We start from the raw sequence: 19,825 nt of genomic DNA on the forward strand, positions 1-19,825 counted from the left end.
TGGTGGTCGTTACTGGGATCGAACCAGTGACCCCCTCCTTGTAAGGGAGGTGCTCTCCCAGCTGAGCTAAACGACCTGGGATTCTTGAAATGATGGTGGGTCGTGCTGGATTCGAACCAGCGACCAATTGATTAAAAGTCAACTGCTCTACCGACTGAGCTAACGACCCATCTAAATCATTTTTACTTAMAAACTGGTGGTCGTTACTGGGATCGAACCAGTGACCCCCTCCTTGTAAGGGAGGTGCTCTCCCAGCTGAGCTAAACGACCTGGGAATTCTGTCTCCACCGAGTGGAGAAAATGGTGGGTCGTGCTGGATTCGAACCAGCGACCAATTGATTAAAAGTCAACTGCTCTACCGACTGAGCTAACGACCCTCACCACGACCAGTTCCGACTGCATTACTGCTTCGGCTCTGACGGCGGCCTATATTACGGATTTAAATTTCCGGTGCAACAGAAAATTCGTAATTTAAATCCGTTTGCTCACTGTGCGTACAAATGCAGGCTGTTTTTACAGTAGCGTTACGAAAACAGTGACATACAGCAATGTTACAGCTTGGCCAGACTCTGTTTGGCCAACTGGGCCGGCGAGGTGTTGGGATAGCCCTTGATCACCTGCTCATAGAAGGATTTGGCTTCCGTCTTCTTGCCATCCAGCTGCGCCAGCATGCCCAGCTTCAGCAGCGCATCGGCTCGCTTGGGGGATTTGCTGTATTTGTTGGCCACGGTCGAGAACTGGGCCGAGGCACCGGCTCTGTCACCCTTGTTGAACAGCAACTGGCCGAGCCAGTAGTGTGCATTGGGAACATAGCCCGAATTGGGGTACTGCTTGATAAAGCCCTGGAAAGCCGGAATGGCTTTGTCGTAGTTCTTCTCTTTGAGCACCATGTTGACCGCTGCGTCGTAGGCCTGATTCTCATCCTGATTGGTTGAGTAATTGGCGGCAGCAGCCGGTGTGGCAGCAGCAGGGGCCGGGGTGGCTGGCGCAGCTTGCTGGCTGCTGGCAACCTTGTCGAGCTCCTGGTAGAGCTGACGCTGGCGCTCTTGCGACTGTTCCATCTGGTAGGTCTGCTGCTCCAGCTGACCACGCAGCTCGGAAACCTCCCCTTGCAGGGAGTCGACCTGTTGCTGCAATTCAGCTTGCAGCCGCAGACGGGCATTGAGGGTGCGCTCCAGCAGGGCTACCCGATCTTCCAGGCTACCGGTGGGCACGATGGCACCGTTGTTGCCACTAAGGACAACCCCACCACTTGAGTCACCGCCCAGATCGCTGACCGGTGCCGCAGCTTGCGCATTCAGAGCAACCAATACGGCCAGCGCAACGACAGCTTGCTTGTACACAGATTTCATTCGGATCAAACCTTAGCGTTTAGTACAGATAAAACGGCCAGCGCCATCGTCGCTCGCATATGCAGATTTCATTCGGATCAAACCTTGGCGTTTAGTGCAAATAAAACGGCCATCGAAATGGCCGCTTGCATATAAACGAACTTCGTTCGGTTTAAACCTTAGTAAACCAGAACCGCGCGGCGGTTTTTGGCAAAGGCATCCTCGGTGTGAGACATGTCCAGCGGCTTCTCTTCACCATAGCTGACGATGGAGAGCTGCTCGGCCTGCACACCCAGGGTTTGCAGATACTTGGCAACAGCCTTGGCACGACGCTCGCCCAGGGCGATGTTGTACTCCGGAGTACCGCGCTCATCGGCGTGACCTTCGATCAGGACTTTAACGCTCGGGCGCTCGCGCAGGTAGCTGGCGTGGGCATCCAGCAGATCAGCGTACTGACCCTGGATATCGTAACCGTCGAACGGGAAGTAGATCACGTTGTCACGCTGCAGTGCTTCGAACTTCTGACGCATCTGCTCTTCCGGGGACAACATGCCGTTGGCGCCGCCGGTTTGTACACCGCCCATGCCGTCGGTCATACCTGATTCAGCGCCAGCGGCGTCAGAATCAGAAGAAGAACTACAAGCGGCCAGGGTGAACAGTGGCAGTGCGATGGCCAAACCCTTGAGCAGTTTATTGAGTTGCATGCTATTTCCTTAAACCTTTATAACAAAACAAAAAACAATTGGATTTTTATCAATTCAAGAAGGGCGACCAAGCTGGTGCACGAATTTCACCGCTACTGGTCGGAAGCACAGCCTTGAAGCGACCATCAGTCGACACCAACGCGAGACTCTTACGACCCTGATAGATGGTGGCATAAATGATCATGCTGCCATTGGGAGCCACACTTGGCGACTCATCCAGAGCACTCTGGGTAAGGACCAACAGGGCATTGTTTTCCATGTCCTGACGGGCAATACGATACTGTCCCTGAACACGGGTCACCATCACCATGATTTTGCCATCAGGAGTGATGGATGCCCCCTGGTTGGATTCACCTTCCCAAGTCATCCGGCGAGTCATACCAGTCGCCAAATTTACGCTATAAATCTGGGGTTTGCCACCACGTTCAGAGGTGAACAACAAATTTTGCCCGTCCGGCATCCAGGAGGGTTCAGTGTCGATCACACGGCTGGTAGTGACGCGGGTCAGCTGCTTGCTAGCGACATCAACCACATAGAGGTTCGGTGAACCATCTTTGGAGAGAACGATAGCCAGACGACGACCATCCGGAGACCACTCCGGCGCCCCGTTGATACCGCGGAAACTGGTGATCAGGCTGCGCTGCTGGGTGTAGATATCCTGCACATAGATTTCGGACTTCTGGTTCTCGAAGCTCACGTAGGCCAGCTTGCTGCCATCCGGCGACCAGGCCGGAGACATCAACGGCTCGCGGGAGCGCAGCAGGGTCTTCTCGTTGTAACCGTCGTAGTCAGAAATACGCAGCTGGTACGGGAACTGGGTACCCTGCTGGACGGAGACATAAGCCAGACGGGTCAGGAAGGCACCGCGCTCGCCAGTCAGGCGCTCATAGACGATGTCTGAGATACGGTGGGCAAACTGGCGCATCTGGGCACCTGGGATGGTCGCCATACGGCTATCCAGGATGTAACCGTTGCTCTCGCCACCTTGTGCCTTGGCCAGCTGGCCTTTCAGCACATCGACCAGCTCGAAGTTGACCTTGTAGGTGCCGTCACCGACTGCCGAAATGGAACCCACCACCACGGCTTCAACCCCTTGGGAGGCCCAGGGAGCGAAGTTGATCTCGCTGCTGCTGCTCGGGGTTTGCGGCATCTGGCCACGGGCCAGCGGCTTGAACTTGCCGCTGCGCATCAGATCGTTGGAGACCACTTCCGCGATGTCCTGCGGCAACTGCCCGTTGCCTTCCCACTTGAAGGGGGCGACGGCGATGGGGCGTGCGCTATCAATACCGCCGGTGATGACGATGTCCAGGGCCGCCTGGGCACTCTGGCCCAGCAACAAACAGCCAACCAAAGCAAAAAATACTTTTCTGATCATGGCTTAAATACTCGGTTCCAATATAGATGAGAGGTTAAATTCCTTTCTCGGCGGGAGGTTGCCAACCGGAGGCAAGCAACCTCGTTTTATCACGCTTAGATACTCGGTTCTAACTTCAGGTTAAATTCCTTCAACATCTCGAATGCCGCAGGATCCTTGGGCACAGGCAGTTGATTGGCTTTCAGAACAGCCGCCTTACCGGAACGACAGACCGCCGGGTCACCCTGGCCGTTATCTACCGATATGACAAAGCCACTGCTCGCAAGACGTACGCCGATAGTACATGTTTTGCCCCGCATGGTGGGATCCAAAATCATATACCGCTCAACAGTGGCCTTGATGAGCGCCGCATATTTGTCGACTTCGCCCTGGGCTGCTGCCGATGCCGCCTGACTGCGAGCATTGGCCTCAGCCGACAGCTGCTGCTGCATCATCTCTTCCATCTCTTTTTGCAGCTTGGCCTGCTCGGCGGCTTTACGCTTGCGCTCAGCCGCGATCTTGGCCTGCTTTTCGGCCTCTGCCTTGGCTTTCTTCTCTGCGTCAGCTTTTGCCTTTTTCTCAGCCTCTTCCTTGGCCTTCTTCTCGGCCTCGGCTTTGGCTTTTTTCTCTGCTTCTGCCTTGGCTTTCTTCTCGGCTTCGGCTTTGGCCTTCTTGTCAGCTTCCGCTTTCTTGGCCTTGGCTTCTGCCGCCTTGGCCTTCTCTTCGGCCTCTTTCTTCTCTTGTTCCTTTTTCTTCTTCAACGCCAACGCCTTGCTCTCGGCTTCCGCCGCTTTACGCTCAGCTTCGGCCTTCTTGGCCTTCTGCTCTTCCAGCTTGCGGGCTTCCTCGGCTTTCTGCGCCTTCTCTTCCGCCTGCTTCTGCTCGGCCACCTTCTTCTGCTTCTCGGCCTCGGCCTTGCGAGTCGCCTCTTCGGCCTGCTTGCGCTTGGTCTCGGCGATGCGAAGCTGCTCCTGTTTCTGAGCCAGCTCGCGCTTGGCGAGATCCGTGTCTTCCTTATCCTTCTCTTTCTCTACCTTTTGAGGCTTGGGCTGAGATTTCTGCTGCTGGATCTGCTTGGCCTGTTCGTTGAGGAAGTTCTCATCGAGCATGACGGCATTGACGATCTGCCCCTGCGATTCGGGTCGTTTCGGTTTGCTGAAATCGAGCCCGACAAACAGGATGATGCCGATGATCAGGTGCAGCAGAAACGACGCGATGAGATAACCGGAAATACCACGCTTCACATCCATCTCCGTTAGTTCACCGGATCTGTCATCAGGCCAACCTGAGGCACACCCGCATTCTTGAGGGCCACCATCAACAGGATCACCTCTTCGTAGCGCACGGCCTTATCACCCGCGACCACCACGGGGGCATTCTGGTTGATCGCCAGATAGCCCATGGCTTTTTCGGTGATGTATTGCTGCATCGCCTCTGGCATGCCACTTGGCACCGGCTCGTCATCGGCTTCGCCCGCCTTGATGACATACTCGCCTTCGGTATTGACGCTGACGATGAAGGGCGGCTTGGCATCTTCCGGCAACTGCTCGGACTCAGCCTGCGGCAGATCCACCTTGACCCCTTGCGTGATCACGGGCGTGACCGCCATAAAGATGATAAGCAGCACCAGCATGACGTCGATATAGGGAACCACGTTGATCTCGGCCACCTTCTTGCGCCGGATCCGCTGATAGGTTTGCATTACTGATCACCCTGCTGCTGTGCAATTTGACGGTTCAGAATGGTGGTGAACTCGTCCATGAAGTTGGCGTAGGCGTTCTCCAGCCGCTCGACCTTGTTGGAGAAGCGGTTGTAGAAGATAACCGCCGGAATAGCGGCAAACAGACCCATGGCGGTGGCGATCAGCGCTTCCGCGATACCCGGTGCCACCATTTGCAGGGTGGCCTGCTGCACCTGACCCAGGGCGATAAAGGCATTCATGATCCCCCATACGGTACCAAACAGACCGATATAGGGGCTGATGGAGCCGATGGTCGCCAGCACCGGCAAGTTGGATTCCAGATCATCCACCGCGCGGGAGAGGGAGACACGCATGGCGCGGTAGGTACCATCCATCACCGCATCCTGACCACGGGCACCGGCCTTGAGCAAGCGGGCATACTCCTTGAAGCCGGAGTAGAAGATATCTTCCATGCCTTCGATATCATCGCGGCGGGAAGAGGACTCCTGATAGAGGCGATTGAGATCGACCCCTGACCAGAAGCGATCTTCAAACTGTTCCGATGCGAGATTGGCCGCCTTGATCGCCTTTGAACGCTGGATAATCAGCGCCCACGAGACAATAGACATGCTCATCAGGGTCATCATGACCAGTTTTACCAACAGGCTGGCTTGCCAAAACAGGCCAATAAACGAAATTTCAGCGTGCACTTAACAGCACTCCCTTGATTTTTTCAGGTATAGCTACAGGTTTCATTTGCGGATGACTGACACAGGCTATCTGTACCATGGCCTGGGTGATCAGTCGTCCATCAGCCGCCAGGATCTGCTGCGAAAAACGCAGGGATGCGCGTTTCACTTCAATCACTTGCGTTAGTACATTCAATAGTTCATTAAAACGGGCCGCCGAGCGGAAATCGATCTCAGTTCGGCTCACCACGAAGGCATATCCCTCCTGCAGCCAGACGTCCTGTTCGACCCCTTTGGCACGAAGAAACTCGGTGCGAGCACGTTCCATAAACTTGAGATAATTGGCGTTGTAGACGATGCCCCCGGCGTCGGTGTCTTCGTAGTAGACACGCACCGGAAACTCAAAGACTTCCCCCATAACAATCTGTGATCCATTCGACAGTCAGATGGGGGGCTATCATAGCGCAGGGCTGAATAGGAAAGAAGCAGGGGGAGACAGGGAAATCCTGCCTCCCCCCGTTTTTTATGAAAGGAAATATGAATGTGTCAGCCAGAGGCCATACAACAAACTGGGCCAGGCGAGCCAGGGGTTGAACAGCACACGTCCGGGCAGGCTTTTCAGATGAAAGCCAAGCCCGTTAAGTACGCCACAACAGACGGCCCACATCAGCCAGGGAGCAAGCCAGAGACCATGCTCGCTGGTGTTGGCCGCGATCAGATTGGGGGCCTGTAAAATAGCGACGGCCAACAAGGCCGCCGCGAGTAACATCAACCCCTGCCACGGCTGCCGCTCCAGTGGAGCGGCCAGCCTGGCGAGTCGATCACTTGTTTTCATCGATCTGACGATCCATGTTCTCGGTGTGTTCCAGCCACAGCGCATTGATAATGCCAAATGCACAGGCCAGCAACAGCCCCAGGATCCAGGTGAAATACCACATTGTCAGCGCACCTCTTAATAGAGAGATTGTTGGTTATCTTCGATGTGCTTGTTGGTTACCCGGCCAAACATCTTGATGTAAGTCCAGATGGTGTAACCCAGCACAATCGGTACGAAGATCGCTGCAGCCACAGTCATCACCTGCAAGGTGTTGAAAGAGGCGGTAGCATCCCACATGGTCAGGCTCAGTGACGGCTCAAGGCTTGAGGGCATCACGAACGGGAACATGGAGAAACCGGCAGTGAGGATGACCCCGGCAATCGCCAGCGAGGAGCTGGTAAACGCCAGCCAGCCGATGTTCATGCGGGCAAACAGCGCAGTCAGCAGGCTCATGGCCAGGCCCAGTACAGGGGCAGCCACCATCCACGGATAGAGGGTGTAGTTGTTCATCCAGGCACCAGCCTGCAGGACAACTTCCTTGTTCATCGGGTTGGATACTGCGTCAGTCGCGGCAGCCTTGACGATGACATACCCTTCCATACCGCTTACCCACCAACCCGCGGCAGCAAACAGCACCAGGGTCAGCAGTGAGCAGATCATGGCGGCAGTGCGGGAACGCGCCAGCACTTCACCGTCGGTCTTCATCATCAACCAGGTTGCGCCCTGGGTGAGCAGCATGAACAGACTCACCAGACCAGCCAGAATGCCGAACGGGTTAAGCAGACCAAAGAAGTTGCCGTGATAGGTCAACATCATGAACTGGTTAAACTCGAACGGAACGCCTTGCAGCAGGTTGCCAAAGGCCACACCAAAGACGATGGGCGGTACGGCGCTGCCGGCGAACAAGGCCCAGTCCCAGTTGCTGCGCCATTTGGCATCAGCACGCAGGGAGCGGTACTTGAAACCGACCGGACGCAGGAACAGCGCCATCAAGGTCAGGATCATGGCGATGTAGAAGCCGGAGAAGGTCGCGGCATACACCATCGGCCAAGCGGCGAACAAGGCGCCACCGGCAGTGACCAGCCACACCTGGTTTCCTTCCCAGTGCGGCCCCATGGTGTTGAGCATCACGCGGCGCTCGACATCTTTCTTGCCAACGAACGGGAGCAGTGCGCCTACCCCCATGTCGAAGCCGTCAGTGATGGCAAAACCGATCAGCAGCACGCCGACCAGAGCCCACCAGATGACACGCAGAGTTTCGTAATCAAACATGGTCGCTCTCCTTATGCCTTGATCTGTTCAAAGTGATACTTGCCAGTCTTCAGGCTGCTGGGGCCAAGACGGGCATACTTGAACATCAGGTACATCTCGATAACCAGAAGTACGGTATAGAACAGGCAGATACCGATCAGAGAGAACCAGATCTCAGCTGCAGGCAAATTGGATGCAGAGAGGGAAGTCGGCAACACCTCTGCAATGGTCCACGGTTGGCGACCATATTCAGCCACAAACCAGCCAGCTTCAATAGCGATCCACGGCAGCGGGATACCCCACAGCAGACCCTTGAGCAGCCACTTGCGCTTGCCGATCTGGTGACGGGCACTGTCATAGAAGGCCATACCAATCAGCACCAGCATCAGCATGCCGACGGCAACCATGATGCGGAAGGCGAAGAACAGCGGCAGTACCTGCGGGATGGAGTCATCCACGGCGGCCTTGATCTGCTCGTCGGTAGCATCGGTCACGTTGCTGGTGTAGCGCTTGAGCAGCAGACCGTAGCCCAGATCCTGCTTCACTTCATCGAAGCGAGCGCGGGTCTCGTCAGACTTGTCACCGGATTGCAGCTTGGTCAGCAGGTCGTAAGCGGTCATACCGTTACGAACGCGCAGTTCGTGCTCGCTCTTCAGATCCTTCAGACCGGTTACCTGACCGTCCAGAGAACGGGTCGCGATAATGCCCAGCGCATAGGGGATCTTGATGGCGTAGTCGGTGCGCATCTCTTCCTGATTCGGAATACCGAACAGGGTAAAGGCGGCCGGAGCAGGTTCAGTTTCCCACTCAGCTTCGATAGCGGCCAGTTTCACCTTCTGCACTTCACCGGTCTCGTAACCGGATTCGTCACCGAGGATCAGCACGGACACGATGGAAGCCATACCGAACGCAGCGGCAATGGCGAAGGAGCGACGGGCAAACGCCACATCACGATTCTTCAGCAGGTAGTAGGAGGAGATACCCAGCACAAACATGGCGCCACAGGTATAGCCAGCCGCCACAGTGTGGACGAACTTGACCTGAGCAACCGGGTTGAGCACCACGTCAGCGAAGCTCATCATCTCCATCCGCATGGATTCGAAGTTGAACTCGGCACCGACCGGGTTCTGCATCCAGCCGTTGGCGACCAGGATCCAGAGGGCTGAAAGGTTGGTACCCAGCGCCATCAACCAGGTGGCAGCCAGATGCTGATGCTTGCTCAGACGATCCCAACCAAAGAAGAACATACCGACGAAGGTGGACTCCAGGAAGAAGGCCATCAGCCCTTCGATAGCCAGCGGGGCCCCGAAGATATCGCCGACATAATGGGAGTAGTAAGCCCAGTTCGTCCCGAACTGGAACTCCATGGCCAGACCTGTGGTGACCCCCAAGGCAAAGTTGATACCAAACAACTTACCCCAGAATTTGGTCATGTCCCGGTAGATGGTGTTGTTGGTCATCACATAGACGGATTCCATGATCGCCAGGAGAAAGGCCATTCCCAGCGTCAGGGGTACAAACAAAAAGTGATAAAGGGCCGTCGCAGCGAACTGGAACCGCGATAGGTCTACCACATGCTCAGCAATCATGATGTTTCCTCACCGATTATTGGCACGGCTATTTTAAGTTTTAAGCACAAAGCTTCCGTTGGAGGTTATCGAATGAGCCTTATTGGGACGTGTCACAACAAAACGCGTTCAGTAACCACTGGCATTAACAACAAGGCAATACGAGAACACAAATAAAGCTAATGTTTAACAATTCCAAAACAATCAGCCTAAATTTATTCTCGCCCATGATGACCGGGTTTTTATATCACCTTTATTTGATTGAAATCAATGTAAAAGGACCCGCCATACATGGCTTTAAAAGGCATTTTTAATCTATTTCACGATTATTGACGCGAGCCAGATCACAAAACACGATAAAGCGTAAAACATTGATTTAAATCAATTTAAGAATTTAACATCCCGCTGCTCGGTTTAATTTGAAAAGCGTGAATGACGCGCCTTTTTCCATGTTATCCGAGTCAGGCAATCTGATTCGAAAACTCAATTTAAAACTGCAAAGAATGCATACTCATGCGAACCAATTTCATCAATAAATACATTAGATAAACTAATTTGAAGAGTGCAATTTTTCTTGTTTGCCGGGGTCGATTCGAACTCCTACAATGCGCCTCGCAGTGAGGGCATACCCTTGGATACAGGCCGGTTAATCCGGGTTCACGGTACGTATTCGACGATCAATTTGAACCTGTCTATTGGAATCGAAGATGAAAAAGTTTGTTGCTAAAACCATCCGTTACTACAAGCTTTCCTTTGTTCAGCTCTATCAACTGAACCGACTCTGAGAGCTCGCGACGGCTCACCTGTTTATTTTCCGGTCTGTGTCCAGACGCACTCACTGTCTGTGAACATCCATCCTGAATTGTCTTTGCCCACCGCATCCGCCGTGGGCTTTTTTTTGCCCGGATAATAAAAAACCGCCTTTGACGGCGGTTTCATGTTCAAACGACTGTTTTTACTTCTCATCTGGTCGCTGAAGACCGAAATGAGCGTAGGCTCGTGTGGTCGCAATCCGTCCTCTGGGTGTACGTTGCAGATACCCTTGCTGGATCAGATAAGGCTCCAACACATCTTCGATAGTATCTTTCTCTTCCCCGATCGCGGCGGCCAGATTATCGAGACCCACCGGGCCCCCCATAAACTTGTCTATCACAGCCAACAATAACTTGCGGTCCATGAAGTCGAAGCCTTCATTATCGACATCCAGCATGTCCATGGCGCGAGCAGCAATGGGGCCGTCGATCCGGCCATCGGATTTCACCTGGGCAAAGTCGCGCACCCGCCTTAACAAACGGTTAGCAATCCGCGGCGTGCCGCGAGAGCGACGAGCGACCTCAATGGCACCATCTTCCGTCATGTCTAGCCCCAGACAACGGGCACTGCGGGAGACGATATCGGTCAGGTCCTTGACGTTGTAGAACTCCAGCCGCTGGACGATGCCGAAGCGATCCCGCAGCGGGCTGGTCAGTGAACCTGCCCGGGTGGTGGCGCCAATCAGGGTGAAGGGAGGCAGATCCAGCTTGATGGAGCGAGCTGCGGGTCCCTCCCCGATCATGATGTCGAGCTGGTAATCCTCCATCGCCGGATAGAGCACCTCCTCCACCACAGGGCTGAGGCGATGGATCTCGTCGATGAACAGCACATCGTTCGGTTCGAGGTTGGTGAGCAGCGCCGCCAGATCCCCCGCTTTCTCCAGCACCGGGCCGGAGGTGGTCTTGATATTGACCCCCATCTCGTTGGCGACGATGTTGGCGAGGGTGGTCTTGCCCAGACCCGGCGGGCCGAAGATCAGCAGGTGATCGAGCGCTTCCCCCCGCTGACGGGCTGCTTCGATAAAGATCTCCATCTGTTCGCAGACGGTATCCTGACCGGTGTAGTCAGCCAGCTTCTTGGGGCGGATAGCCCGGTCAATAATGTCATCCTCACGGGCGGCACTGGCCGAGATGAGGCGGTCTGCTTCAATCATCAACTACCTCATACCAGGCTACGCAGGGATTCACGGATGATATCTTCCACCGACATCCCCTCTTTGGCGATCTTGCTGACAATCTGACTCGCCTGCTGCGGCTTGTAACCGAGGGCCACCAGCGCACTGGCCGCCTCTTCGGTCACATCAGGTGCCCGCAATTCGGGCTCACTGGCTGGCAAGGTGACCATGGCCGGGGAGAAGAGGTCGTGACTGACCCACCCCTTGAGGCGATCCTTCATCTCCACCACCAGCCGCTCTGCGGTCTTCTTGCCGACTCCCGGCAGTTTGACCAAAGAGCTTATCTCTTCACGTTCGACACTCAGCACGAATTGGGTAGCAGTCATGCCGGAGAGAATAGCCAGCGCCAGCTTCGGGCCGACTCCGTTGGTCTTGATCAGCTCGCGGAACAGTGCCCGCTCCTGTTTGTGGTTAAAACCATAGAGCAGCTGGGCATCTTCCCGCACCACGAAGTGAGTATGGATGGTCGCTTCCTTGCCGATCTCCGGCAAATCATAGAAGCAGCTCATCGGCATCTGTACCTCATAGCCAACCCCGCCCACTTCCAGCAGGACCTCGGGGGGCTGCTTTTCAATGACAATGCCTCTCAAGCGACCAATCACGGCTCTCTCCTCACCAATACAACTATTCGTAAATTGGCTCATAGCATAAAGAATAACTGGATAAGTATCCAGCATAGGGCAGCAACACCCTTGTGGTCAGAGAGGCTTTTTATCCAATTTTCCACCATGCTTGATCGGGTGCAGCCAGTGCACGGGATGTTTCAGCGCCGCACCGGCCCCCGAGCGGGGGATAAACCACTACACTAAACCCGTTCGGAACCGAAATTGGTGCCAATGTCGATACCAAGGAAGGCCATCACATGAAAATTGTTACCACCTCCAATCTGGGTCTTGCCATATTGCTCGGCTGTACGCTGGGCATGGGGGTCGTTGGCTGGTATGGCAGCCAGCGGCTAGCCAATCTGCTCTCCTATGTCCTGGGCGCCGCCTGGCAGACCGCCGACGGTGCCATGGAGGGCTCCATAGAGCTGGGCAACCAACAGCTACAGATTCAGAAGATGCAAAACGGAACCCCGCTCAATCGCGCCGAACTCGATGCTGCCAAGGCGGCGACCGATGACGCGCTGGCCCGGGTCAGCCAGGGGCAGCTCATTGATGGTGCAGCCCTTGCCACCATGGAACAGCACAAGCAGGACTATCAACAGCAACAAGAGAAGCTGCTGGCGCTCTATCACGCGTATACAGAGGTGGATCAGGCACTGCATCACAACGCCGATCTGATGGCCCGCCTCTCGACCCAGCTGGAGGTGATCGGCGATGGGGCAGTCGAGGCGCTGACCCAATCCCCCGACCAGACCATCAGTTGGAACAGCGGCCTCTCCACCCGTTGGGAAGCGGCCGACGGGGGGATGGAGTCAAACATCGGCTTTTTACGCCAACTCTATGCGCTGGAGAAGATGCGCAGACAAGGAGTCACAGATGCGATCAAGGCCGAGTTGAAAGAGGCGACCGATTTCTACCACGAAGCGATCGACAGCATGCTCGGCACCGGGCTGTTCGATATCGAGGGAACCGGCGAATTTGCCGGCAAGACACTGTCGGCAGAGTATCGCGCTCTGTTGGCCCGGCATCAGCAACTGATGGGACAGTGGGTCGATGCGCTCGGCAGCTATCAGGCCCAGCAGTCCGCCTATGAGGTCAGTGCCGATGAGCTGCGACAACAGCTGGTTGCCATCGAGGAGAGCGGCGATGCTACCGTAGAGGATCAGGTGGCCCAGCTCAACGGCATCATCAGCCAGACCCGAACCCTGCTGCTGGGTGGCCTGCTGCTGAGCCTGATCATGGTCACTCTCTGCGGCTTCTGGCTGACCCGCAAGCTGGTGACCCCGCTGCTGCAAGTGGACAAACGAATGCAGGATATCGCCGCCGGCGAGGGAGACCTCAACGCCCGCATCAACCTGCAACGGGATGACGAGATAGGCTCGCTGGCCAACAGCGTGGATCGTTTCATCGAGAAATTGCAGAAGATGATCAGCTCCACCATGGACAACAACCAGCACATCAGCGAACACGTTCACACCTCGGTCAACCGGGTGGAGGCAATCAGCCAGAGCAGCCGCCAGACCGCCGAACATGCGTTGGCCCTGCACCACGACAGTGAACAGATGGTGCAAGTCGCCACAGGTATCTCGGACAACTGCAGCATGGCGGCCCACAATGCCAACGAGGTGCGCCAGCTGACCACCGAGAGCAGCCAGTATGTCGCCTCCGCCAGCGCGGGCATGCAACGAGTGGTACAAGAGGTGAGCGAGTGTGCCATCGCCATCAACTCCCTCAAGGAGCAGGCGGGTCAGATTGGCCAGATCATCTCCACCATCAGCGGTATCTCGGAGCAGACCAACCTGCTGGCCCTCAATGCGGCCATCGAAGCGGCCCGCGCGGGGGAGATGGGGCGTGGCTTTGCGGTGGTCGCGGACGAGGTGCGCACCCTGGCCAATCGCACCGCAACATCGAGCGCTGAAATTAGCCAGGTGATCAGCAGCATCCAGCAGCAGACCGAAACCGCCTATCTGATGATGCAGCGCAACCTCAAGACGGTAGAGTCCGGCATGCAGGACTCCGAGAACACCAAGCAGATCCTGTTCAAGGTGGAAGGCGCCATCGACCAGCTGGCCGACATGGTGCAGCAGGTGGCCGTAGCCACAGGGCAACTGTCACACACCCTGAGCCACTCCTCTGACAAGGTCTCCGGCATCAGTCTGCAAGCCAGAACCGGCGAACAGGAGGCACAGGAGTGTCTGCAACTCGCCTCCTCGCTCCATCAGGCCAGCCTGCTGCAGCAGCGCCTGCTCTCCCAATTCAGAGTCTGACACCCTCCAATAGTAAAGATGCCACTCATGTGAGTGGCATCTTTTTGTTACCGGTCGCTCATTCCTGCCGCCTTAACTTCCTCAACGTCCTATGGCCAGTTGAACAGCCAGGCTCAGCATGATGATGCCAACCAGCAGATCGATCCCCTGCTGCACCCGGCTGCGGGCCAACCAGGGCGCCAGTGCCGCAGCACCCAGCGCCAGCGAGTAGAACCACACCAACGAGGCCAGCATGGCCCCCGCAGCAAAGGCCGGACGCAGGGACTCGCTCACCTGACTGCCAAGGGAGCCGAGCAGCATCAGGGTATCGAGATAGACGTGAGGATTGAGCAGCGTAACTCCCAGCGTCATCGCCAGCACGCTTTTGGCCCCCATCTGCTGAGCAGAATCGGCAAGTCCCTCCCCCTTACCGCGCCAGGCACTGAGCAGAGAACGGCCACCAAACCAGCCGAGAAACAGCACGCCACCCCAGGTGAGTAGCGCCATGCCGAGGGGGCTGGTGGCCAGCACATTGGCCCCGCCAAATACGCCGATAGCAATCAGGGTGAGATCGCAGAAACTGCAGAGCGTGGCCGTCAGCAGATGGTGATTGCGATGGATGCCCCGGCTCAGCACAAAGGCATTCTGGGCGCCGATGGGGATGATCATGGCCAGACCGATGGTGAAGCCTTGCAGTGTCGTTGCGAGCATCATGGAGAGTACCGTTCGAAATGATGAATGAGCGGCACTATAGCGATGGTAGTTCCTTCTTAGAAATTCATTGATTTACTGATTGATTCATTTTGCTAATAAAAACCGGCATACCCAGCCGCTGTTCCAGCCCTTGTCAATTACCGGATCTGACAATTGTGACCCTCAGAGTGCGGCAGGAGAATCTGTTGCGCCTGTGGGCTCAGCCTACTGCAGCAATCTGGGGAAGTTGGTAACCACAACTTGCTCCAGATTGGGCAGCAACAGCCCCGTACTAACCCCTTTGGCAATGGCCTGATAGCGGTTCATTGAGCCGGTTTTGCGGGTGACCTGATTGAGATGGTAATTGACCGTGCGCTCCGTGATCCCGAGGATGCAGGCGATCTCGCTAGAGGTCTTCCCTTCGCTGGCCCAGAACAGGCACTCGGTCTCGCGCTCGGTCAAGGGGTCTTTCCCCGCACTGTCCATCATGCTGAAACGCACCACCCGAATGGCCGCCTCGAAGATGTAATTGGACATCCAGGAGAGGATCGGCGAGGACTCCAGCAGCAGGTCGCTCGAGGCCCGCTCGGAGGTGATGAAGGAGAGAATACCGTTCTCCCCGGCAGCACCGTGCAGAGGGAAGGAAATGCCGTTACGCAACCCGAACTCGGCTGCCAACCCCATCACGTCCATGGTTCCCTCCTGCAGAAAACTGGCCCGCTCATCGAGGCGGTTCCAGTAAATGGGCAGCGTCTGCTTGCGTGCCAGCCGGATCACCGGATCGCACGCCAGCATGTTGTTTTCGGTATAGGCCTGCACCCAGGAATCAGGGCACTGGTTGAACAGCACCACCTTGGGCCTTTGCATCGACATCGGCAGGATCAGGGCGAAGCGATAGTAGTCATAGCCCATCCCGAGCGTAAAGCGACCGATCAGTTCGGCCAGACGATTGCCGTCCGTCACCGAAGTGAAATGTTCGAGGTACTCAAGCAGTTGGTCTCTGTTCATATGAAAGCCCCCTTGGCCAGACATGTGATTATAACGGCGAATAGCAAGATAGAGGGTCCATAATGTTGGTTTTTAAAGGAAAATTGAGAGAACATCCACGAAACGAGGTGGAGAATGAACTCTATCGCTTTCGAAATCGCGTCTTTTCCGACCGGCTAGGCTGGGATGTCGAGTCTCATCGGGGCCTGGAGCGTGACAGCTTCGACACGCCAGACACCCATTGGGTTCTGATCGAGGACGAACAAGGGCTGTGTGGCTGTATTCGTCTGCTCAACTGTGCCGATGCCTATATGCTGCCCACCATCTTCCCCACCGCCCTTGCCGGTGAAAGCGCGCCACGCACCCCCGATGTCTGGGAACTCACCCGTCTGGCTATCGATGCCCAGCGCGCACCGCGCATGAGCAATGGCGTCAGCGAACTCACTTGCGTCATCTTCCGCGAGGTCTATGCCTTCGCCAATGCCCACGGGATCCGGGAGCTGGTCGCCGTCGTCAGCCTGCCGGTGGAGCGCATCTTCCGCCGACTTGGCCTGCCCATCGAGCGGCTCGGTCATCGGCAGGCGGTCGATCTGGGTGCGGTAAGGGGCGTTGGCATCCGCTTCCATCTGGATGAGCGCTTCGCGCAGGCGGTCTCCCAACCTCTGCTGGGCCATTATCAAACCAGCCATTATCCACTGCGGCAACCGTCACCGGTGCTGGCAGTTCACTCATAAAAAATCCCGGGAAAACAGACCCGGGATAAAGATGTCGCTACGATCTGCGCAGGGCTACCCCATGCGGCACCAGAGAGTATCCTCCCTCAATGGCCTGACCACTACTGTCAAAAATCACAGCGCAACGCCCCTTCCGCCGCCCATTGTTGTCCCCTGCCGAGTGACGTAGAGTCAGCCCTTGGGCAACGGAAGGGGGAGAAGATGAAAGAGCTGGACTACAAACTGCTGCGGGCGCTGGATGCGGTACTGCAGGAACAGAACTTCGATCGAGCGGCCAAGTCGCTCCATATCACCCAGTCGGCCATCTCCCAGCGGATCAAGCAGCTGGAGCAGCAGTTTGCCGAGCCGCTGCTCATTCGCAGCCAACCGCTGTTGGCCACGCCACTCGGCCAAAAACTGCTGGCCCACTATCGGCAGGTACACCAGCTCGAGCTCGAACTGGCGGGGGAGCTGGCTCCCGATGAGCCGCAAGGGCCAATCCGGATCAGCATCGCCGTCAACGCCGACAGCCTGGCCACCTGGTTTTTTCCCGCCATTGCCCCCTTGTTGAAACAGCACCCCATCGAACTCAACCTGCTGGTCGATGACGAAAGCCGTACCCTCGACAAGGTGCGCGAGGGTCAGGCGTTCGGTGCGGTCAGCCTGCATCCCCAGCCGCTGGCGGGTTGCTGCGTCGACGAGCTCGGTGAGATGAACTATCTGCTTACCGCCAGCCCCGCCTTCGTTGCCCGCCACTTCCCTCGCGGCCTGACTCGTGAGGCGCTGGCCAAGGCACCGGCGGTGGCATTCGATCAGCGCGATGACATGCATGTGAGCTTTATGAGGGAGCACTTCGGGCTGGAGCCGGGCGGTTATCCCTGCCATACGGTCCACTCATCAGAGGCCTTCGTCGCCATGGCCGAACAGGGGTTGGCCTATTGTCTCATCCCCGAATTGCAGATAAGAGGCCAGCTGGCAGGCGGGTCACTACTCAACCTCAGTCCCGACCATGTTCTGACGGAACGCCTCTACTGGCACCGCTGGGTACTGGAAAAAGGGGTTCACAAGCAGCTATCCCAACGTCTTATCGACCATGCCAGATCGCAGTTGAAACCACGCTGAGCAGGCCATTCACCTTGGCTTTGCAGGGCTAAAAACGTATAGTGCTGGGCGATCCTTCATCAGGTCTCCACCCAGGTTTTCACTTCAGGTTCCTCACTTATGTTCCAAGACAATCCGCTGCTGGCCCAGCTCAAGCAACAAATCCGCGAAAACATCCCGAAGAAAGAGGGGGTGATCCGCGCCTCGGACCGGGGCTTCGGCTTTCTGGAAGTCGATGAGAAGACCAGCTATTTCGTGCCGCCTCCCTACATGAAGAAGGTGATGCACGGTGACCGGGTGACCGCCCTGATCCGCACCGAAAAAGAGAAGGAAGTGGCCGAGCCGGATACCCTGCTGGAGCAGTCCGTCACCCGCTTCGTGGCCCGGGTCAAGATGTTCCGCGACCGCCTCAACGTGGTGGCCGACCATCCGCTGATCAAGGATGCCATCAAGGCCCGCGTCAAGAAGGGTCTGGATGAGAAAGAGTTCAAGGAAGGTGACTGGGTGGTGGCTACCCTCAAGCGCCATGCGCTGGTCGACGGCAACTTCTCTGCCGAGATCATCCAGAAGATCGCCGCCCAGGAAGATCACAATGTGCCCTGGTGGGTGGTGCTGGCGCGCCACAATCTGGCCCAGGTCGAGCCGGCTGATTTGCCGGAGTGGAAGGTGATCGAAGAGGAAGAGCTGCCCCGTCGCGATCTGACCGCAGTCCCCTTCTTCACCATCGACGGTGCCAAGACCAAGGATATGGACGATGCGCTGGCCATCACCAAGCTGGACAACGGCTGGGAGCTGCTGGTCGCCATCGCCGACCCGACCGCCTATGTGGCCGAAGGGAGCGAGCTGGACAAGGAGGCCGCCCAGCGCGCCTTCACCATCTACATGCCGGGCCGCAACGTGCCGATGATCCCGCGCACCCTCTCCGATGAGCTCTGCTCCCTGAAGGAGGGCGAGGAGCGCAACACCCTGTGCGCCCGTCTGCTGATCGCCGAAGATGGTCTGCTGCTGGAGGAGACCGAGTTCTTCGCCGCCCGCATCTGTTCCCACGCCCGTCTCAACTATGACGACGTCTCCGACTGGGCCGAGCATGGCAAAGAGCTGTCCATCGACGCAGGCGTACTGGCCCAGCTGCCGCTGATGAAGGCGATGACCGAGGCGCGCATCGCGTGGCGCACCGAGCATGCGCTGGTATTCCCGGATCGTCCCGACTACGACTTCGAGCTGGGCGAGAATGGCGAAGTGCTGGCCATCCACGTCGAGCCGCGCCGCATCGCCAACCGCATGGTGGAAGAGTCGATGATCGCCGCCAACATCTGTGCCGGTCGCGTGCTGGGCAAGAGCGTCGGTTACGGCATCTTCAACGTTCACACCGGCTTTGACGAAGAGTCCCTCGACGGCGCCATCGACCTGCTGAAGAGTGCCGAAGCCCCGTTCGAGCGCGACGAGATCGCCAGCCTCTCCGGCTTCTGCGCCCTGCGCCGCTGGATCGACAACCTCGACACCCGCTGGCTGGATGGCAAGATCCGCCGCTTCCAGAGCTATGCGCTGATGTCCTCCGAACCGGGCGCCCATTACGGTCTGGGTCTGGATGCTTACGCCACCTGGACCTCCCCGATCCGTAAATACGGCGATATGGTCAACCATCGTCTGCTCAAAGCCGTCATCGCCGGCAAGACCCCGGGCGAGCGCCCGAGCACCGAGCTCACCGAGCACCTGACCGCCTGCCGCCGTCTGCACCGCATGGTGGAGCGCGACATCGGCGACTGGCTCTATGTCCGTTACCTGAAAGCCGCCGCTGGCACCGATCAGGTATTCAACGCCGAGATCATCGACGTGATGCGTGCCGGTCTCAAGCTGCGTCTGCAGGAGAACGGCGCCGTGGTCTTCCTGCCTGCCCGCCATATTCTCGACAACAAGGATCGCCTGGAGTGCAACTGGGACAACGGTCGCGTCTATCTGGACAAGACCGAAGTGGTTTATGAGCTCGGCCAGATCATCGAGGTGAAGCTGACCGAAGCGGTGGAAGAGACCCGCTCCCTTATCGCCAAGCCGGCGGTGGAGTTGGTGCCGGGCCCGGCACCGGAAGCCCCGGCGACCG

At 57.0% G+C, this 19,825-nt stretch carries 19 protein-coding genes and 4 tRNA genes; 4 read left to right on the top strand and 19 right to left on the bottom strand.

Annotated features, from left to right (window positions below):
* From AB5Y86_RS14875 to ruvA, 17 genes are all read right to left on the bottom strand, one after another.
* A tRNA-Val gene (locus AB5Y86_RS14875) sits at positions 1–76 on the bottom strand.
* 17 nt (positions 77–93) lie between these two features.
* Positions 94–169, bottom strand: a tRNA-Lys gene (locus tag AB5Y86_RS14880).
* Positions 170–194: 25 nt separating this feature from the next.
* Positions 195–270 (bottom strand) — tRNA-Val (locus AB5Y86_RS14885).
* A gap of 31 nt (positions 271–301) precedes the next feature.
* Positions 302–377 (bottom strand) — tRNA-Lys (locus AB5Y86_RS14890).
* Positions 378–551: 174 nt separating this feature from the next.
* Complete coding sequence (gene ybgF, locus AB5Y86_RS14895; protein WP_368193215.1) at positions 552–1,352, bottom strand: tol-pal system protein YbgF; 801 nt, start codon at positions 1,350–1,352, stop codon at positions 552–554.
* A 158-nt stretch (positions 1,353–1,510) separates the two neighbouring features.
* Positions 1,511–2,035, bottom strand: a complete 525-nt coding sequence (gene pal, locus AB5Y86_RS14900; RefSeq protein ID WP_005304908.1) for a peptidoglycan-associated lipoprotein Pal — start codon at positions 2,033–2,035, stop codon at positions 1,511–1,513.
* Positions 2,036–2,084: 49 nt separating this feature from the next.
* Positions 2,085–3,410 carry a Tol-Pal system beta propeller repeat protein TolB gene (gene tolB / locus AB5Y86_RS14905; protein WP_005335728.1) on the bottom strand — a complete coding sequence of 442 codons (1,326 nt, stop codon included), beginning with the start codon at positions 3,408–3,410 and terminating at the stop codon, positions 2,085–2,087.
* Positions 3,411–3,505: 95 nt separating this feature from the next.
* Complete coding sequence (tolA, locus tag AB5Y86_RS14910) at positions 3,506–4,639, bottom strand: cell envelope integrity protein TolA (protein WP_368193216.1); 1,134 nt, start codon at positions 4,637–4,639, stop codon at positions 3,506–3,508.
* A 5-nt stretch (positions 4,640–4,644) separates the two neighbouring features.
* Positions 4,645–5,091, bottom strand: a complete 447-nt coding sequence (gene tolR / locus AB5Y86_RS14915) for a protein TolR (RefSeq protein WP_368193218.1) — start codon at positions 5,089–5,091, stop codon at positions 4,645–4,647.
* Positions 5,091–5,780: a protein TolQ gene (gene tolQ, locus AB5Y86_RS14920; protein WP_005335735.1), complete on the bottom strand. Its 690-nt coding sequence runs from the start codon at positions 5,778–5,780 to the stop codon at positions 5,091–5,093. The genes tolR and tolQ overlap by 1 nt, the downstream gene beginning before the upstream one ends.
* On the bottom strand, positions 5,770–6,177 hold the full coding sequence (gene ybgC / locus AB5Y86_RS14925) for a tol-pal system-associated acyl-CoA thioesterase (RefSeq protein ID WP_005335737.1): 408 nt from the start codon (positions 6,175–6,177) through the stop codon (positions 5,770–5,772). The genes tolQ and ybgC overlap by 11 nt, the downstream gene beginning before the upstream one ends.
* A gap of 105 nt (positions 6,178–6,282) precedes the next feature.
* Positions 6,283–6,594, bottom strand: coding sequence for a cyd operon YbgE family protein (locus tag AB5Y86_RS14930; protein ID WP_041202810.1), 312 nt, complete (start codon positions 6,592–6,594; stop codon positions 6,283–6,285).
* Positions 6,581–6,697 carry a cytochrome bd-I oxidase subunit CydX gene (gene cydX / locus AB5Y86_RS14935; protein WP_005304933.1) on the bottom strand — a complete coding sequence of 39 codons (117 nt, stop codon included), beginning with the start codon at positions 6,695–6,697 and terminating at the stop codon, positions 6,581–6,583. The genes AB5Y86_RS14930 and cydX overlap by 14 nt, the downstream gene beginning before the upstream one ends.
* Before the next feature lie 14 nt (positions 6,698–6,711).
* Positions 6,712–7,848: a cytochrome d ubiquinol oxidase subunit II gene (gene cydB / locus AB5Y86_RS14940; protein WP_005335741.1), complete on the bottom strand. Its 1,137-nt coding sequence runs from the start codon at positions 7,846–7,848 to the stop codon at positions 6,712–6,714.
* Positions 7,849–7,859: 11 nt separating this feature from the next.
* Positions 7,860–9,416, bottom strand: coding sequence for a cytochrome ubiquinol oxidase subunit I (locus tag AB5Y86_RS14945; RefSeq protein ID WP_005335743.1), 1,557 nt, complete (start codon positions 9,414–9,416; stop codon positions 7,860–7,862).
* Between the two features lie 934 nt (positions 9,417–10,350).
* Positions 10,351–11,361 (bottom strand): Holliday junction branch migration DNA helicase RuvB, encoded by a 1,011-nt coding sequence (ruvB, locus tag AB5Y86_RS14950; protein ID WP_005335744.1) that lies wholly within the window; start codon positions 11,359–11,361, stop codon positions 10,351–10,353.
* A gap of 8 nt (positions 11,362–11,369) precedes the next feature.
* Complete coding sequence (ruvA, locus tag AB5Y86_RS14955; RefSeq protein ID WP_005335746.1) at positions 11,370–11,984, bottom strand: Holliday junction branch migration protein RuvA; 615 nt, start codon at positions 11,982–11,984, stop codon at positions 11,370–11,372.
* Between the two features lie 260 nt (positions 11,985–12,244).
* On the opposite strand from ruvA, the gene AB5Y86_RS14960 reads away from it, so the two are divergent.
* A complete protein-coding gene (locus tag AB5Y86_RS14960) occupies positions 12,245–14,254 on the top strand; it encodes a methyl-accepting chemotaxis protein (protein WP_069554609.1) in 2,010 nt (669 codons plus the stop codon).
* A gap of 81 nt (positions 14,255–14,335) precedes the next feature.
* Here the strand turns inward: AB5Y86_RS14960 and lysE are convergent, their stop codons facing one another.
* Both lysE and AB5Y86_RS14970 read right to left on the bottom strand, forming a co-directional pair.
* The gene (gene lysE, locus AB5Y86_RS14965) at positions 14,336–14,944 is read right to left on the bottom strand and encodes an L-lysine exporter (RefSeq protein WP_368193311.1); all 609 of its coding nucleotides are present in this window, start codon (positions 14,942–14,944) and stop codon (positions 14,336–14,338) included.
* Positions 14,945–15,151: 207 nt separating this feature from the next.
* Entirely contained in the window at positions 15,152–15,934 is a 783-nt protein-coding gene (locus tag AB5Y86_RS14970) for a LuxR family transcriptional regulator (RefSeq protein ID WP_005335753.1), read from the bottom strand.
* Positions 15,935–15,996: 62 nt separating this feature from the next.
* Between AB5Y86_RS14970 and AB5Y86_RS14975 the strand changes: the two genes are divergently transcribed.
* The 3 genes from AB5Y86_RS14975 to AB5Y86_RS14985 all read left to right on the top strand — a co-directional run.
* A complete protein-coding gene (locus AB5Y86_RS14975; protein ID WP_144714035.1) occupies positions 15,997–16,647 on the top strand; it encodes an acyl-homoserine-lactone synthase in 651 nt (216 codons plus the stop codon).
* Between the two features lie 201 nt (positions 16,648–16,848).
* Complete coding sequence (locus AB5Y86_RS14980) at positions 16,849–17,748, top strand: LysR family transcriptional regulator ArgP (RefSeq protein WP_368193221.1); 900 nt, start codon at positions 16,849–16,851, stop codon at positions 17,746–17,748.
* Between the two features lie 99 nt (positions 17,749–17,847).
* A partial coding sequence (locus AB5Y86_RS14985) for an exoribonuclease II (RefSeq protein ID WP_368193223.1) occupies positions 17,848–19,825 on the top strand: 1,978 nt, incomplete at its 3' end.

Origin of the sequence: Aeromonas sp. s8, assembly GCF_040907785.1 — a bacterium.
Taxonomy (GTDB): domain Bacteria; phylum Pseudomonadota; class Gammaproteobacteria; order Enterobacterales; family Aeromonadaceae; genus Aeromonas; species Aeromonas veronii.

Bases quoted from the DNA above. Each gene is read 5' to 3' on its own strand.
- ybgF (WP_368193215.1), bottom strand. From the start codon at position 1,352: ATGAAATCTGTGTACAAGCAAGCTGTCGTTGCGCTGGCCGTATTGGTT.
- pal (WP_005304908.1), bottom strand. From the start codon at position 2,035: ATGCAACTCAATAAACTGCTCAAGGGTTTGGCCATCGCACTGCCACTG.
- tolB (WP_005335728.1), bottom strand. From the start codon at position 3,410: ATGATCAGAAAAGTATTTTTTGCTTTGGTTGGCTGTTTGTTGCTGGGC.
- tolA (WP_368193216.1), bottom strand. From the start codon at position 4,639: ATGGATGTGAAGCGTGGTATTTCCGGTTATCTCATCGCGTCGTTTCTG.
- tolR (WP_368193218.1), bottom strand. From the start codon at position 5,091: ATGCAAACCTATCAGCGGATCCGGCGCAAGAAGGTGGCCGAGATCAAC.
- ybgC (WP_005335737.1), bottom strand. From the start codon at position 6,177: ATGGGGGAAGTCTTTGAGTTTCCGGTGCGTGTCTACTACGAAGACACC.
- AB5Y86_RS14930 (WP_041202810.1), bottom strand. From the start codon at position 6,594: ATGAAAACAAGTGATCGACTCGCCAGGCTGGCCGCTCCACTGGAGCGG.
- cydX (WP_005304933.1), bottom strand. From the start codon at position 6,697: ATGTGGTATTTCACCTGGATCCTGGGGCTGTTGCTGGCCTGTGCATTT.
- cydB (WP_005335741.1), bottom strand. From the start codon at position 7,848: ATGTTTGATTACGAAACTCTGCGTGTCATCTGGTGGGCTCTGGTCGGC.
- AB5Y86_RS14945 (WP_005335743.1), bottom strand. From the start codon at position 9,416: ATGATTGCTGAGCATGTGGTAGACCTATCGCGGTTCCAGTTCGCTGCG.
- ruvB (WP_005335744.1), bottom strand. From the start codon at position 11,361: ATGATTGAAGCAGACCGCCTCATCTCGGCCAGTGCCGCCCGTGAGGAT.
- AB5Y86_RS14960 (WP_069554609.1), top strand. From the start codon at position 12,245: ATGAAAATTGTTACCACCTCCAATCTGGGTCTTGCCATATTGCTCGGC.
- lysE (WP_368193311.1), bottom strand. From the start codon at position 14,944: ATGCTCGCAACGACACTGCAAGGCTTCACCATCGGTCTGGCCATGATC.
- AB5Y86_RS14970 (WP_005335753.1), bottom strand. From the start codon at position 15,934: ATGAACAGAGACCAACTGCTTGAGTACCTCGAACATTTCACTTCGGTG.
- AB5Y86_RS14975 (WP_144714035.1), top strand. From the start codon at position 15,997: ATGTTGGTTTTTAAAGGAAAATTGAGAGAACATCCACGAAACGAGGTG.
- AB5Y86_RS14980 (WP_368193221.1), top strand. From the start codon at position 16,849: ATGAAAGAGCTGGACTACAAACTGCTGCGGGCGCTGGATGCGGTACTG.